At 52.9% G+C, this 15,318-nt stretch carries 13 protein-coding genes; 4 read left to right on the top strand and 9 right to left on the bottom strand.

The genetic code is table 11. The annotated features are described in order from the left end of the window. From opp4C to CJP46_RS16075, 3 genes are all read right to left on the bottom strand, one after another. A complete protein-coding gene (gene opp4C / locus CJP46_RS16085; RefSeq protein WP_373558014.1) occupies positions 1-909 on the bottom strand; it encodes an oligopeptide ABC transporter permease in 909 nt (302 codons plus the stop codon). 36 nt (positions 910-945) lie between these two features. Further along, positions 946-1,902 (bottom strand): ABC transporter permease, encoded by a 957-nt coding sequence (locus tag CJP46_RS16080; RefSeq protein ID WP_094596603.1) that lies wholly within the window; start codon positions 1,900-1,902, stop codon positions 946-948. 82 nt (positions 1,903-1,984) lie between these two features. Then, a complete protein-coding gene (locus CJP46_RS16075) occupies positions 1,985-3,739 on the bottom strand; it encodes an ABC transporter substrate-binding protein (RefSeq protein ID WP_094596602.1) in 1,755 nt (584 codons plus the stop codon). A gap of 288 nt (positions 3,740-4,027) precedes the next feature. Between CJP46_RS16075 and CJP46_RS16070 the strand changes: the two genes are divergently transcribed. Continuing rightward, positions 4,028-4,480 carry an SRPBCC family protein gene (locus CJP46_RS16070; RefSeq protein ID WP_094596601.1) on the top strand — a complete coding sequence of 151 codons (453 nt, stop codon included), beginning with the start codon at positions 4,028-4,030 and terminating at the stop codon, positions 4,478-4,480. A gap of 110 nt (positions 4,481-4,590) precedes the next feature. On the opposite strand, the gene CJP46_RS16065 is transcribed toward CJP46_RS16070, so the two are convergent. The 4 genes from CJP46_RS16065 to CJP46_RS16050 form a co-directional block, all read right to left on the bottom strand. Then, entirely contained in the window at positions 4,591-5,508 is a 918-nt protein-coding gene (locus tag CJP46_RS16065; RefSeq protein WP_256992363.1) for a winged helix-turn-helix domain-containing protein, read from the bottom strand. Positions 5,509-5,794: 286 nt separating this feature from the next. Further along, positions 5,795-7,102, bottom strand: coding sequence for a hemolysin family protein (locus tag CJP46_RS16060; protein WP_094596600.1), 1,308 nt, complete (start codon positions 7,100-7,102; stop codon positions 5,795-5,797). Between the two features lie 347 nt (positions 7,103-7,449). Beyond that, entirely contained in the window at positions 7,450-7,848 is a 399-nt protein-coding gene (gerQ, locus tag CJP46_RS16055) for a spore coat protein GerQ (RefSeq protein WP_373558013.1), read from the bottom strand. A 177-nt stretch (positions 7,849-8,025) separates the two neighbouring features. After that, on the bottom strand, positions 8,026-8,451 hold the full coding sequence (locus CJP46_RS16050; protein WP_094596598.1) for a cell wall hydrolase: 426 nt from the start codon (positions 8,449-8,451) through the stop codon (positions 8,026-8,028). 304 nt (positions 8,452-8,755) lie between these two features. On the opposite strand from CJP46_RS16050, the gene CJP46_RS16045 reads away from it, so the two are divergent. From CJP46_RS16045 to CJP46_RS16035, 3 genes are all read left to right on the top strand, one after another. After that, complete coding sequence (locus CJP46_RS16045; protein WP_373558012.1) at positions 8,756-9,637, top strand: carbohydrate ABC transporter permease; 882 nt, start codon at positions 8,756-8,758, stop codon at positions 9,635-9,637. A gap of 11 nt (positions 9,638-9,648) precedes the next feature. Next, complete coding sequence (locus CJP46_RS16040; protein ID WP_373558011.1) at positions 9,649-10,458, top strand: carbohydrate ABC transporter permease; 810 nt, start codon at positions 9,649-9,651, stop codon at positions 10,456-10,458. Between the two features lie 123 nt (positions 10,459-10,581). Continuing rightward, positions 10,582-11,961 (top strand): ABC transporter substrate-binding protein, encoded by a 1,380-nt coding sequence (locus CJP46_RS16035; protein ID WP_094596596.1) that lies wholly within the window; start codon positions 10,582-10,584, stop codon positions 11,959-11,961. A gap of 240 nt (positions 11,962-12,201) precedes the next feature. Here the strand turns inward: CJP46_RS16035 and CJP46_RS16030 are convergent, their stop codons facing one another. Together CJP46_RS16030 and CJP46_RS16025 are read right to left on the bottom strand one after the other, a co-directional pair. Beyond that, complete coding sequence (locus CJP46_RS16030; RefSeq protein WP_094596595.1) at positions 12,202-13,305, bottom strand: hypothetical protein; 1,104 nt, start codon at positions 13,303-13,305, stop codon at positions 12,202-12,204. An 89-nt stretch (positions 13,306-13,394) separates the two neighbouring features. Next, complete coding sequence (locus CJP46_RS16025; RefSeq protein ID WP_094596594.1) at positions 13,395-15,185, bottom strand: glycoside hydrolase family 18 protein; 1,791 nt, start codon at positions 15,183-15,185, stop codon at positions 13,395-13,397. Positions 15,186-15,318 lie beyond the last annotated feature (133 nt).

The raw sequence follows: 15,318 nt of genomic DNA, 5'->3' as shown, positions 1-15,318 counted from the left end.
CTACCTCTTCTGTTTGGGATCCAGCACATCCCGGAGTCCGTCTCCGAAAATATTAATGGCAATTACTGTGATAAATATAGAGAATCCTGGAGGAATCCACAGCCATGGATGCTCCTGAAAATCGATCAAATTGTTCGCCGCGTCGATCATGTTCCCCCAAGTCGGTGTCGGCGGCATAACGCCGAGACCGAAGAAGCTGAGTACCGACTCGCTAAGGATCGAGCCGCCGATATTGAGCGTCGCGATGACGATCAAGAGCGGAACGATGTTCGGCAGCAGGTGGTTGAACAGCTTGCGTCTGTCGCGCAGTCCGAGCACCACGGCAGCCTGCATAAACTCGCGCTCGCGCAGGCTGAGCATCTGCCCCCGGACCATCCGGGCAAGCCCCGGCCAGTTGACGAGACCGAGCATCAGCATAACGATATACATCCGGTAGTTCGTCGGCACCTTCCACTCCGACAGCAGCGCGCCGAAAATAAACAGCAGCGGCAGTCCCGGAATCGTCAGGAGCAAATCCGCGATCCGCATAATGATTTGGTCCACGATCCCCCGGTAGTAGCCAGCGATCGCGCCAAGCAGCGCGCCGATAAACACCGATAGAAACATGGACGCCAGACCCACCGTCAAGGAAATGCGGCCGGCCTGGAGCACCCGCGTGAGCACGTCGCGGCCCAAGGCATCCGTCCCGAGCCAGTGCTTCATGCTTGGCGCTTTGTTCATCACATTCATATGAATCTTGTTGTCTGCGTAGGGCGAAAAGACAGGTCCCAGGAAACAAGCAATAAACATAATGACCACGACGACAAGTCCGAAAATCGCCAGCTTGTTATGCAGCAGCCTCCGCATCGACTGTTTGAATAAGGAGGAAGACTTCGGCGTCGTTTTTGCTGCCGGAACGGCATCAGTCATTGGTGTGCTGTTAATAGCCATATATGTCTCCCCTCCCTAATGCAGCCGCACGCGCGGATCGGCGATGTGATAGAGCACATCCGACAACAGCGTGCCGATGACCGTCAGAATCGCCAGCAGCATCGTGAAGCCCATGAGCAGCGGATAATCCCGCAGGCTGAAGGACTGCATGTACAGCTGGCCGATCCCCGGCCAGTTAAAGATTTTTTCGATAATAATCGATCCGCCGAACAGGGCCGGCAGTTCAAAGCCAACCAGGGTGATGGCCGGTAAAAGCGCATTGCGCAGGGCGTGCCTGAACAGAACTTTGTCCTCTTTCAGCCCTTTCGCCCGCGCCGTGCGGATATAATCCTGCTTGATGACATCGATCATATTACTGCGGAAATAGCGTGTCAGTGAGCCGACGCCGAGCAGCGTCATGACGATCACCGGCAGCGTCATATGATGGATGACTTCCTTTATATAAGCCCAGCCGGTCGTATTGCTTCCTGTCGTTAGCATCCCGCCAGGCGGGAGCCATTTCAGGTCGACGGCCATAATCTTGATCAGGAACAGTCCGATGAAGAAGGAAGGAATCGACATGGCGGCAAAAATGGCCACCATCACGATCGTATCGAACCACGAATACTGCTTATAAGCGGAAACGACTCCGATGATGACGGCGATGACCCAGGTCAAAAACGTGGATATGACCGCCAGCAGAAAGGAGTTCCAAATATACTGGTTAAACAGCTTCAGCACCGGTTGCTGCTGCGCTAGGGAAAAACCGAAATCTCCGTGAAATACGTTGTTCATCCATATGCCGTACCGTTCCAGAAGCGGCTTGCTCAGCCCGTAAATCTCCCTTAGCTCCGCCTTTCGCTCCGGGCTCAGCTTGATATTGCTGCTGATGAAATCACCTGGAGTCAGCGCGTAGAGGCTGAAGATCAAAAAGGATGCCGCAAACAGGATGACGATCATGTAAATGATACGCTTCGTCAAATAAGTGCCCATCATTCGCCTCCTAATTACATGGTCCCCCGCCGGCTGAAGCGGCTGCTTCGCGGTCGGGGGACTCCATTGTGGGTCCTTCTGATTATTGTACTGGCTTCAGCGACCAGTCAGGCAAGCTATTGGCAAGTCCGACGAACGGGCTGACCTTCAGGTTCTCGATGCGGCCGTTGTAGCCGTACACGGTCTTCTTGTAGTTCGTGAAGATGACCGGCAGCTCGTCGTTCAGCAGCTGGAACAGCTCTTTGTAAATGGCTTTGCGCTCTTCGATATCGGAAGTTGCGAGCGCTTTGTCATACAGTTCTTTGACCTTCGGATTGTCGTAGGCCTTGATTTCGCCGTCGATAAACTGCATCACGCCGTCCGACGGATCCTGCAGCAGCGGAGTCGAGAAGGATACGAGATCGTAATCTCCGCTCTCCACTTTGGAGACGAGGGAGTTGAAGTCGGCGAACACTTCCGGCTGGAAGTCAACGCCGATCGCCTGGAAGTTCTCTTTGGCTACCGGAATAAAGATATCCGTCTGCTTGCTCTTCGAGCCCAGGTAGTGAATCGTCAGCTTCTTGCCGTCTTTCTCGCGGATACCGCCTGCGCCCACTTTCCAGCCTGCTTCGTCAAGCAGCTGCTTGGCTTTTTCCGTATCGAATTTGTACGGGTCGATGCCGTCTTCCGTGTAAGCCCAAGAGATCGGCGGAGCCGGGATGTTGGCCACTGCGCCGGCGCCTTCGTTGGCGTCCACGTAGATGCTTTGACGGTCGAGACCGTAAGCGATCGCTTGACGCACTTGCTTATCCTTCAGCGCTTCGTGTTCCAGGTTGACCTGCAGGTAACCGTAGTTGCTGGCCGTATAAGGCACAATGTTGGTGAAGCCGAGAGACTTCAGCTTCTCGATATTTTCGGTTGTGGCCGGGAACGAGGTATAGTCGATTTCTCCGGTCTCCAGGTACTGCCAAGCGTCGCCTTCGGACGTTTTATAGATGAAGTGTTCCGTCTTCGGCTTGCCTTTGTAGTAGTTCTCGTTGGCGACAAAACGGACTTCTTGGCCAGGAATGAATTTTTCCAGCTTGTATGGGCCGTTGCCGACAGGCGTTTGATGCAGGTTCTTGATATAGCTCAGATCGCCAAACTTATAATCTTTACCGTAGTATGCCTTGGACAAAATGTTCGAGCCGAGTGTTACAAGTGCCGTTGCGTTCGGTTTATCCAGCGTGACGGAAATCGTCTGCGGGTCGATAACCTTGATGCCGGAAATGCTCTTCGCTTTGCCATCCTTGTAATCCTGCGCTCCCTGGATCGCGATCGTGCTCGGAATGATCGAGTCGCCGTCATAGGACGGGTCGAACAGGATCGTCCACGTAAACGCCACGTCGTCAGCCGTCATTGGCGAACCATCGCTGAATTTCAAATCTTTCCGGAGATGATATGTAATCGTCTTTTGGTCTTCGGAAATGTCCCATTTCTCGGCCAGGTCCGCAACCGGCAATCCCTGATCGTCCACAGTCACCAGCGAGCCGAACAGCAAGGAGTTAACGTTGCCGTCATAACCGCTCTGGGTAAAATAAGGCGTAAACGCGCCGCTTGGATCAGTCAGCGCTACGATAATCGTGTCCGCGCGCTTCTTCGCTACATCGGGCAGCTTGGACAAGTCGGCTGCCGTGTAAGGCTCGGTCAGCGCAGACGTTCCTCCAGCATCAGACGAAGCCGTTGTATCTTTCGAACCCTGCTCCGTTTGAGCTGTTCCGCTGGATGATGCCGCATCATTACCGTTATTTGAGCACGCCGTAACGAGCAGTGATCCGACAATCAACAGCGAAGTTAATAAGTATACTCCCTTTTTCATAAATCCATAACCTCCCATTTACTCACCATTCCGATGAACTAAGTATGATTTATTTTTGTAGATGATATCGTTATTATAGAAACCAATTCGAGTTCTGTAAATAGAGAACTAAAAGTTTTTTTCTGAAAGTTTGTCATATGCGTTTTCTGTAACGCGAGCAGTCCGTTTCAAGTTGAGTCGATAACCCTGATTTCTTCCCGTTTTCGGCATGACTTCGACCTCAAAAATATGCTAGGATAGGATAAATCATAGATTCATTGACGACTGGCCAAAGGAGACTTCATTACAGTGACCATTAAACACGAAATATTCATTGAAAAAGAGCTGGACCTAGTATGGAGAGCCTGGACGGAAGAAGACCGCGTCAAGGCGTGGCTGGCTCCTGCAGCACGGATTGAACCGTGGGAAGGCGGTAAATATGAACTGTACTTTAGCCCGAACGACCAAGGACCGACCGGATGCAGATTGATCAAATATGAGCAGCCGCGAGCGCTGCAGTTTGAGTGGAAGGGACCCGAAATTTTTGCGGAGACAATGAATCAGGACGGGGATTTGACCATGGTGCAGGTCAATTTCAAACAGCTGGAAGACCTCACCCGCCTCAGCGTGATGCATATCGGATGGAAAAATACGCCTCAAGGCATGGCCGCAAGGCAGTGGCATGTCCGGACGTGGCTTCAGCTGCTGGACGAGCTCAAGGCGGAGCTGGAGTCCAAGGAGAGTATACTTAGCCGGCCATAGATGGTTAAACAGGCTTGTAAGACATTGTTTTTATTGACTGCAGCAAACACAAACAGCCTGGTTCCGTAACGTTTACGGCCAGGCTGTTTCTATAAGCTTGCGTTCGAACGTCAACCTTCTTCTATGTAACCGAGCAGCCGTTCCTGCATCTGATGGAATGCCCGTTTTCTCAGGCTGTATTCGGTCAAATTCTCTCCCTCAAAATGGGCGTAGATCAACCCTGCGGTGCGCAGCTTCGATATGTGATCATGGGTAATGCCTTTGGACAGCTTGACGTGACTGACGATTTCCGTAAACGTTCGCGGTCCTCCATGCAGGAAGCGCAAAATTTTAAGCCGGCTTTTCTCGCCAAGGCTCCGGATCATCCGCAGGTCATGGGTCGGAATATAATCATCGTCCCCCAAATAAATGCGGGAATTATAATGGCAGTAAATTTTTCGTCCATAATGGGTCACCATGTTCACCGGCTGAAAATGATACTGCGGGATGAGCACCAGCTCGTCCGCGCTGTCCACCGGTTTGAACAGCATGCCGTTTGTCGTCTCGTCGACAAAATCCGCCCGGTCCGCGTTCTTCAGCAGCTGCAGCCGCTTTTCTTTCTCCCGTTCCAACGCCTGCAGGATGGCCGAATCCACTTTCCGGAAGTATTGCTCGTACCATTGCTCAAACATCGACCTCGTCCGGGCAAGGAAAACCTCCAGGTCTTCGTCCGGAAACTCATTCCCGTTAGCCGTGAACAACTGTACCAATTCCTGAATCGTCAGCTTCTCCAGCCAATCCAGGAAGCCTTCCACTCCCCTGCCCTCCGGAGCGAGGAGGCCCAGCAAATAAGCAAAGCTCCACCAATCGCCATTCACGAGCATCTCATCCAGCATGGCGGCAAATTCAGGCTTCAGCTGTTTCTTGGTGGCCGTAGCCCACGAAGGGGACAGGTCGATCTTCTTGTAGGACGCCCGACAAATATAGGTGTGAAGACTGTTCATAAATTCATGTACGGGCTCGAATTTTACGTCAATGCGGTAATCCAATCCTCGGTTCCCCCTCTCAAATCAGTAATCATTATAACGTGAATGCTTTCAGATGTTCCACTCCTTTAAAGAATCACCGAGTTAGAGTTAGAACGGTATTCGATCGAAATACGGCCCTTTCGGCGCATAAACAACCTTAATATAAATATTTCTTATCGAATTACTAAGAAAAACTGAAGATGAGCGCAGTGAATATAAAGAGCACAGCGCCGCAGCACTGTGCCCTTCAGCAGCATCCGCGAATCCGCGAACTGCTCCCGTGAACTTCTCCCTATATATTACAACTCTACGCGCCCGCTTCCTCTGCCATGATCTCCGGCTTCAGGAGCTTAATCCTTGAAATGCGCTTATTATCCGTTTCTTCCACTATGAAAATGTGGCCGTCCAGTTCTGCCGACAGTCCTCTCTGCGGAGGAATCGCCTCGATGCGTGAGTACAGCCAGCCGCCGATCGTATCGTAATCGGATGTATCCAGCTCCAGCCCAAAGCGTTCGTTAATTTCTTCAATCAGCATCAATCCGTCAATCGAATATTCATCGTTCTGGATTTTCTCGATTCCCGGACGCTCCTCGTCAAATTCGTCCTGAATTTCACCGACGATCTCTTCCATAATGTCTTCCAGGGTAACCAGCCCGGATGTGCCTCCATATTCGTCAATCAGGATGGCGATCTGGGTTCTGCCCCGTTGCATCAGCTTCAGCAACGCGCTGATCTGGATGGATTCGGGTACAGTCAGGATCGGACGAATCAAAGTATTGTATTCAAGCGTTGTGGAATGTAATAAGTCTTTAATGTGCAGGAAGCCGATGATATGGTCCTTATCCCCGTCACAGACAGGATATCGGGTCCGCATGCCTTCATAAGCGATCTCGAGATTCTCCTCCCGGGACAACTGCGTATTCAGACAGATCATCTCCGTTCGGGGAATCATAATTTCCCGTCCGGTCGTTTCCGCAAATTCGAATATGTTATCAACCAATGCGAGTTCCGTATTGTCAATGAGTCCGTTTTTGTTGCTTTCCTTCATCAGGATGCGGATTTCTTCCTCGGTATGCGCCGAGTCCGACTCGGAAGCCGGGGCGACGCGGAACACCCGCAGCAGGCTGCCTGCCAGCCCGTTCAATACCCAAATAAACGGGTACATCAATTTGTTGAAATAGATCATGATGGCCGATGACATCAGCACGACCGATTCCGCTTTGCGGATGGCCATCGTCTTCGGCGCCAGTTCTCCAAGCACGATATGGAGAATCGTAATCAGCAGGAAAGCAATAACGACTGCAATCCCGTGTACGGCTGCTTCGCCAAACCCGAGCGAATGAAGCAAAGGTCTGAGCAGCGTCGCGACCGCCGGTTCGCCGAGCCATCCAAGCCCCAGCGAAGCGAGCGTAATGCCCAGCTGGCATGCTGACAAATATGCATCCAAATTGTTGACGATTTTACGGGCATACACCGCGCCCTTCCGTCCTTCTTCCACCAAGGTTTCGACCCGGCTGCTCCGGACCTTGACCATGGCGAATTCAACCGATACAAAAAAACCGTTCAATAATACGAGTATAAAAACCCATATCAAACTCGGTAAGGGGTCTCCCAATCCGCTTCCTATTCACCGTCATCCTTGACCGGCAAATAGGTACACCTCCTTCGTAAGTTAAAATGGTGAACCACCGTTATCCACTGCTTGGAATAGGCCGTCAACTTCCCAATGGATTCATCCCCCTTCAAGTAAGTATATGTTTACATATAAAAATACCACTATACTTAATTATATAATTATACACTACACAGTCAAACGGCAAGGTATGACGGTATGCTCCAGGGACGGCCTGATATTTCAAGGAATCGAGCGGTTGCCAGGCTAAAAGAGCCGTCCCTTGTCAATTCAGACACCAAGGACGGCTTTTTCGGCTTTTGTTATGGGGTTTATGGGCGAAATCCGGTTTATCGGGTTGTCGGCGGGTTGCCGATAACACCTGGATATTGATAGGTCAGCGGCTCGTCAAACGTGATGAAATCCAGGTTGATTGTCAGCAAAATAATCCTTTTGCCCGTCGAGCGTTCGCTGATGATGATGTGGTCACGGCCTGCGGCTTCGATGACGCCGGTGAATATTTTTGCATTCCACTGCGTGTTGTTTTCGTATGTCATGTAAAAAGTGCCTGTTTTGCCCAGGTTCAGGCGAAGTATGTTCTCAACGTACGACTGCTCAAACTGCTGGGAAGGCGGTGCCTGGATGACAGCCCCGGTCTGTGTCATCGGGCTGCCGCTGGTCACCGGCGGCGGCACGGTCCCCGTCATACCGGGGTGCCCCATCGTCCCCATCATACCGGGGTGCCCCATCGTTCCCATCATCCCATGCTGGCCCATCGGACCCATACCGGAAACGCCGGGATAACCTCCCGCAGAATACGTAACGGGTCGAAAAGGTTGCGAGAAAGGTTGCGGTATCATTGTGTTTTGCATCCTCCTTTATATATGGCAAATTGGAAAACCATGTCCCAGGTGCTGCTTGAGGGGTTATCCATAGACACGTGGACAATCCGCGGCGGATGGGCTGAAGAAGCAGTGGGCTTTAAAACGTCCGGTGTTCTGCTGATTGAACCAGGTGGGCGGGCATTCTCCCGTCGGACGGAAGAACCATAGCGAATTCGATGCCGGCCAGGTTCTTTCGCCGTTAATCGTCCGTCGTGCGAGTCTGATGTCGGCGTCTCTCGCTCTTTGATAGAAGTACCCTTTTTGCGTGGACTCAAACCCGCCGGGACTTTGAAAAACCATATCCCGAATGCTGCGGATATTGTTGAAATCCAGGCAGTTGCCGAGCACCCGGTTTACCCCGACGTTGCCCACCATCAGCATGCCCAGGGATCCCTCGGATTCCGCTTCCGCTCTCATAAGCCGGGCCAGCAGCTTGGTTTGCTCCGAATTGGTTTTGATAACAGCCAAAGGTCCATCCTCCTTGCTACGATGTTTTCCTCTACAGTGTATGTGCATTCGCCCAGTTGGTGACCAGAAAAATTGCGCTTCTTGTCCTTTCCTGCGGCCGCTTTACAAGCGTTTGACAAAGTCGTCCGTTTTACGGAAAAGCTTTACACCCCTCTGATTTCCCGTTAACAACGCCTCTCTATACTGGGGAAGGAAAGTCCATATCCTTATAAAGTGAGGTTGAACCAGGCAGATGGATAAAGACATGACGCTACCAACTCCTCCCCGATCCCGATCCCGTGCCGGGGCCATCCCGCTCGAATCCATGCGCGCATCCCGCTGGAAGGAACGGCTGCTCGCCTATTGCTTCCTGGCTCCTTCCCTGATCTTGTTCGGCATCTTCCTGTTTTACCCCCTTGGAAAATCCGTCTACTTAAGCTTGTTTTTGACGGATCCGCAGGGGCGGATTGCCGAATTCGTCGGATTCGACAATTTTACGGCCGTGCTGAGTTCGGACAAATTCTACAACAGCCTGTGGGTGACCGTAAAATACATCCTGCTCACCGTTCCAACCGGCGCCGCAGCTGCGCTGCTGCTTGCCGCCTTGTCCCACCAGAAGCTCAGGGGCATGAAGATCTTCCGATTCATCTTCTCCCTGCCGATGGCCGTCTCGGTTGGAACGGGCTCCGTCATCTGGATGATTCTGTATCATCCGACCCTCAGCATCCTGAATTACGGGCTCAGCTTTCTCGGCATTCCGGCGATCCAGTGGCTGACCGATCCCAAGTGGGCCTTGCCCTCGATCGCCATCATGACCGTCTGGCTGAATCTCGGCTTCAACTACATCGTGCTGCTGAGCGGCCTGCAGGGAGTTCCTGACGACCTGTACGAAAGCGCCAAGATCGACGGCTCCGGATCGCTGCGAACCTTCTTCCGGATCTCACTGCCGCTGATCTCGCCCTCCCTTTTCTTTGTCGGGGTCGTGTCGATCATCAGTGCTTTCCAATCCTTTGCCCAAATCAACATTTTGACCAAAGGGGGCCCGATGAACAGCACCGACGTGCTCGTGTACAACATTTACCAGGATGCTTTCATCAACTACCGTTTCGGCAGCGGCAGCGCACAGGCGCTGATCCTGTTCGTCTTGATCACGGCGCTGACGATCCTGCAGTTTAAATTCGGCGAAAAGAAGGTGCATTACCAGTGACCCTTAGCAGAATCCAGCAGCCGCTGTTGTATCTTCTCCTGATCCTGGCGTCCTTGGCGATCTTGTTCCCGCTGCTGTACACGCTGTCCTCGGCCTTTATGAGCAGTGCTGAATCGGCGGCGTACCCGCCCAGGCTGCTGCCTTCGGGACTGCATTTCGCCAACTTCGTTCAGGTGTTCCAGACCATCCCGGTGGCCCGGTTTATAGGCAACAGCTTCGTCGTCTCTGCGGCCATCATGCTTGGCCAGCTGGTTACGTCCAGCCTGGCGGCGTATGCCTTCGCGTTTTTGCGCTTTCCCGGCAAGGCGCTGCTGTTCTCCCTGTTCCTGTCGACGATGATGATTCCGTGGGAAGTCACGATGATTCCCAACTATTTGACCGTCCGCAGCTGGCATTGGGTCGATACGTATCAAGGCTTGATCGTTCCTTTTATCGCTTCGGCGTTCGGCACGTTTCTGCTCAGACAGTACTTTTTACAGCTGCCCAAAGAACTGTTCGAGGCGGCGAAAATCGACGGCTGCGGCCACCTCCGCATCTTTTCGCGGCTGGTGCTGCCATTGTCAGCGCCTGCCCTGGCGACCCTTGCCGTCTATTCCTTTCTGACGAATTGGAGCAATTATTTGTGGCCGCTGCTTATTACAAACAAGGAAAGCATGCGGACCGTCCAGATCGGCATCGGTATGCTGCAGTTTGAGGAAGTCACCGCCTGGAACGTCGTCATGGCCGGTATCGTCATGCTTCTGCTGCCTTCCCTTCTCCTGCTGATCATCGGTCTGAAGCCGTTGGTGCGGGGGATTACGGCAGGTGCGCTCAAAGGTTAACGACGTGAAAAATTCGTATCAACAACTTATATGGATCGTTGTTATAAGCTTGGTTGTTGTTTCGGCCGGCTTATAATTTCCGATATACATTAACGAATTTCAAAAAGGGAGAGATTGTTGAAGATGAAACCATTCGGCAAGAAATCACTCGCCATGATGCTTCTGTCCTGCATGATGTTGATTACGGCAGCGTGCGGAACATCCAGCGGCGGCCAAGCATCCGGGGAGGATACGGCCAATGCCGAGGCATCCGCTTCCGGCGGCAGCAGCCCTGTCAAAGTGGTCTGGTGGCATTCGATGAGCGGGGATGTAGGAAAAGCGGCGCAGCAGCTGGTGGATGAATTTAACGCTTCTCATAAAGATATCGTCGTTCAGGCGGAATACCAGGGGACATACGATGAGAGTCTTAACAAGCTCAAAGCCTCGCTCGGCTCGGACAGCGGCCCTTCCCTGATCCAGGTATACGAGATCGGCAGCCGCTTCATGATCGACACCAAGGCCATTACGCCGGTGCAGCAGTTCATTGATGCGGATCAATACGACATTTCCAGCCTGGAACCAAACATTCTGAACTATTACAAATTTGACGACAAGCTGTATTCCATGCCGTTTAACACGTCCAACCCGATCTTGTACTACAATAAGGACGCGTTCAAAGCAGCAGGTCTGGATCCAGAGAAACCGCCGGCCACGTACGCCGAAGTGGCGGATGCGGCGAAGAAGCTGACCAAGCAGGGACAAGCAGGCGGCTCCTTTGCGATCTACGGCTGGTTTATGGAGCAGCTGCTGGCTAATCAGGGCGCAGAGCTCCTGAACAACGGCAACGGCAGAACGAGCATGGCCACCGCCTCGCAGCTAAACAGCGACGCGGCCGTGAAGACGCTCGATTGGTGGAAGCAAATGGTGGACGACAAGTCGCTCTTGAACCTCGGTCGCAAGACGGATGATACGTCCAAGGCTTTTGCCGCCGGCCAAATCGCCATGACGCTCGACTCCACGGCTTCGCTGCGCAGCATCGTCAAGGCTGCCGGGGACAAGTTCGAAGTCGGAACGGCCTTCCTGCCGAAGCCGGATGCCGCAGCGAAAGGCGGAGTGATTGTCGGCGGAGCCAGCAACTGGGTCCTGAACAATCGGCCGGAAGCCGAACAAAAAGCGGCCTGGGAGTTCATCAAGTTTCTGGCCGAGCCGGAGTCTCAAGCCGAATGGCACATTAATACCGGCTACTTCCCGATTACGACCAAAGCTTATGACGAACAGAACGTGAAAGACAACTTGAAGCAGTATCCGCAGTTCCAAACCGCCGTAGATCAGCTGCATCAAACCGAGCCAAGCCTCGCTACCCAAGGTGCGGTGATGGGTGTATTTCCCGAAGCGCGCCAGTTAACGGAAACGGCGATCGAGGAAGTGCTTAACAACAAGAAATCGTCCAAGCAGGCATTGGATGATGCCGCCAAGGAAATTACGAGCAAGATCGAGGAATATAACAAAACGGTGGGCCATTAAGGTCAACCATTAGCAAGATACCTTTTCCCTGGTGCGATGACCGTGCCCATAGCCACATCAGACATGAAAAGCCGGAGTTCTCGAAGGAGAACCCCGGCTTTCTTTATGACCATAGAAATTATCGCAGGCATAGGCATGTCAAGCGAAGTACTGTGGCGATCACCGTATACCAAAAACCCCGGTCCCAATGATTTGGGAACCGGGGTTTTCACAAGATGCGTATATGTGCGTATCCGTTGACTAATCGCCAATGACCGACGAGTTCGTCAAGGCATCTACTTCGGCCTGGATGTCCCCGGCCAAACGGCGGATGGACTCCTGGTCGACCGCGCGGTCATAAATTTGCAGGACGGGCTCCTGAACTTCCCGGACTGTGGCCAGCAGGGCGATCGCTTCCTTCATCGAGCGGGAGTAGCGGCCGCGAATTTCGGCGATCTGATCCTCAAACCGTTCGTCGGTCCCAGCCGTGATCGCCAGTTCGTAAACATCCAGGATTTCGTCGCCTTCGCGGCTCGGAAAATGCTCATGGGGGGCCGTGCTGTCAAAGATCGCCAGGCTCTGCTGCGGAAAAATAATCATGTCCAGGCTGTTCGGATCAAAGCCGCAATGATAGATTTCCGTATCGACCCCTCTCTCCTCTGCCGCTTGGGCAAGGCGTTTAAACAGCGTCGATTTGCCGGAACCCGGACGGCCTTTGACGAAGACGCGCTTCTCCAGGTCATCCGTCAAGTTCAGCACGTAATCGACCGCTCCTTCCCAGGTAGCCGCACCAAGGAAACGGTGAACGGCATGCGGGCGTCTTGAGCGAAACGGAACAAGATGTTCTTCCGCCCACTCCTCGGCAAGCCGGTCCATGACGGCCCGGTCCAGATTCTGGATATAGAAGGCCTCCCATTCATCATGAATCCGCAGTGTTTTTTGGAACGTATCGTAGGCTTCATTGTAGAGGGCGCTCGTTTGCCGATCCGCTTCCTCAATTTCGCCGGTGTGCTCGTTCAGCAGTTCCGCGGAGATCGCTTCTTCCAGATCGATCATGCGGATTTCGGTTCCTTCGAGGACCGGATCGGCGCTCCAGGCGTTTCCGTCGACAACCCCGATGCCGATATCCTTCAGAATGAGGCCTTCCAGCCAGTCTCGATTAAGCGGATGATGAATAAAGTGAAGGCTCCAACCCTTTTGACTCCATGCTCCCGCAAGCTCCGTAAGAAATGCCGCGACCGCAGTACCAGCCCGGCCCTGCAGTACGAAGACCGTATCCAATCCGCTCAGCACCGAATCAAACAGCGTATATAAACCGTCCGCCGTATTTCCCCTTGCAAAATAATGCTTTTCTTGATCCGCCATACAGGTCAACACTCCTCTGTCGTCCGATAATGTTTACATCACATGTTATGCATGGCGGAAGATCTGTGTGAATGCCCAGGGAAATCGGTTTAAGGCTTCGCGGTTTTCCAGTAATCGTAAGCGTGAACAACGTTTCCAGTGTAGGAAGGCGAGTCGGCCAGCAGCCCAGGCAGCTTGGCGAGCTCTTCCTCCATATAAGCAGATCCTTCCTCGGCGAAGGTAATATGATTACCTTCCCCGCTGTCCTTCATTTCGACAGAGATGAGAATCGGCTTGCCAAGCTCATTGGCAAAGGCAATCTCTTCCTTGGAGACGGCTGCAATCCCGTTGGAACCACCCGCGGTATCGCGGAATGCCATCAGGGATACAAAATCCATCTTATCGATCATCCACTTGCTGAGGGACTCTTCCGTTCCTGGAACCTTGTATTTGTCCAGCCATACGGCTAAATCCATGCTAGCCTGCAGGTTCGAATCCTTTTTCATCTCCTGGACAAAAGCAGCCATGTTTCCTGTCCATTCCTCCAGGACATGATCCGGATCCTTTCTCCATTCCGGCAGCACGTACGGCTCGATATCCAGATGGATGCCGTGGAAACGCTCGTCCCCTGCCACTTCCTGGTTATATTTCTTCACATAATTCACCAGTTTCATCATCTTTGGCCGGTTCTCCGTCAGTGCCCAGATGGGGTGCCCCCCCATGGCGTGAACTTCGATGCCAGCCGCCGAGGCTTCCTTTACAAACGAACGATACGCATCGACCGGCTGCTGAAGATCCAGGCGGACAAACAGCCAGTTCAGCTTCTTCTCCTTGGCAAATTCGATAATTTCCTGGCCGTGTTCCATGACCTGATTGGCTTCCCACACGTAGGTGCCGCGTACCTGCTTATCCCTGTCAACCGGGTCGGGGTCCGGCACTTGGCCGTCCGAAGGTTTTTCGGGTTCCGGATCCGGTTCAGGTGCGGGCTCCGGATTGGAACCTCCCGGTTCTTCGCCGTCCGGCATGTTCTCCCAGTTGCGGAAGTCGTGAATCGCGATGCCTCCATATGAGGTATAGGATTCCAGCGCGGCGGACAACGATTTCAGCGATTGATCCATTTCGCTTTTGCCGCTTCCATAGAAGGACGTATGTTCCTCACCAGGCATTTGCTTCGTATTAACGGCCACAAGGGCTTTGGTGCCCAGCTTCTGAGCCGATTCCATTTCGTCCCGGGCCAGCTCTACGATGCCGTGTTCCGAATCCACCGTATTGCGGTAAGCCAGAATGGTCACATGATCGAACGACTTCATAAACCATTCGGTCAGCTTTTCGTCGCCCTGGTTTGGGACGGTGTACCCGTCAAACCAGAATGGGAGATCGATCCCGAGGTCCAGCGTGGAGCCGGAAGCGTGCGCCGCATCTAGAAAGGCCTGTATATTACCGATCCAGGTCCCGATGACTCCCTCCGGGTCGGTGTTCCATTCCGGAAGAACATAAGGTTCTATGTCCAAGTGTATGCCATCGAACCGGGCGTCGGACGCTTCAGCGTTGTTGTAATCGTTCACCCAATCCACCAGGCCTACGAGCCGGTCACGGTGTTTGGTCTGTGCCCAACCCGGGTCTCCTCCCAGCGCGTGCACGGCAATGTTATCCGCATGAGCATTTTTTATAAAAGTTTCATATTGGTTTGCCGGCAAGTCTCGATTAATTTGTAAGTAAATCAAGTTGATTCCTTGGTTTTGGGCAAAGCTAAGTAGCTCCTTCCCGCCATCCTCGATCAGCTCCGTCTGCCATACCCATGTGGCTTTGACCGGTCCGGACGGAGTCGAGAACCCCATCAGCAGCCAAGCGGAAAGGCACATCAGCGCGGTCAGCAGAATTCGAGAACTTTTGACAATCATAATTTCCCTCCATTCCTTTAGTCTCTAGTAGAACGGAGTAATTATAGCATTGATGCCAAAAAAAGAGATGAGCCCAAGTCCTTATTAGGCTGGGCTCACCTCCGGTCGCGGCTTTCGGGACTGCATAGAAGGA

This window comes from Paenibacillus sp. XY044, assembly GCF_002257645.1.
GTDB lineage: Bacteria > Bacillota > Bacilli > Paenibacillales > Paenibacillaceae > Paenibacillus_AQ.
Note: the sequence above shows the minus strand (reverse complement) of the source record. Positions and strands in the feature narration are given on the sequence as shown.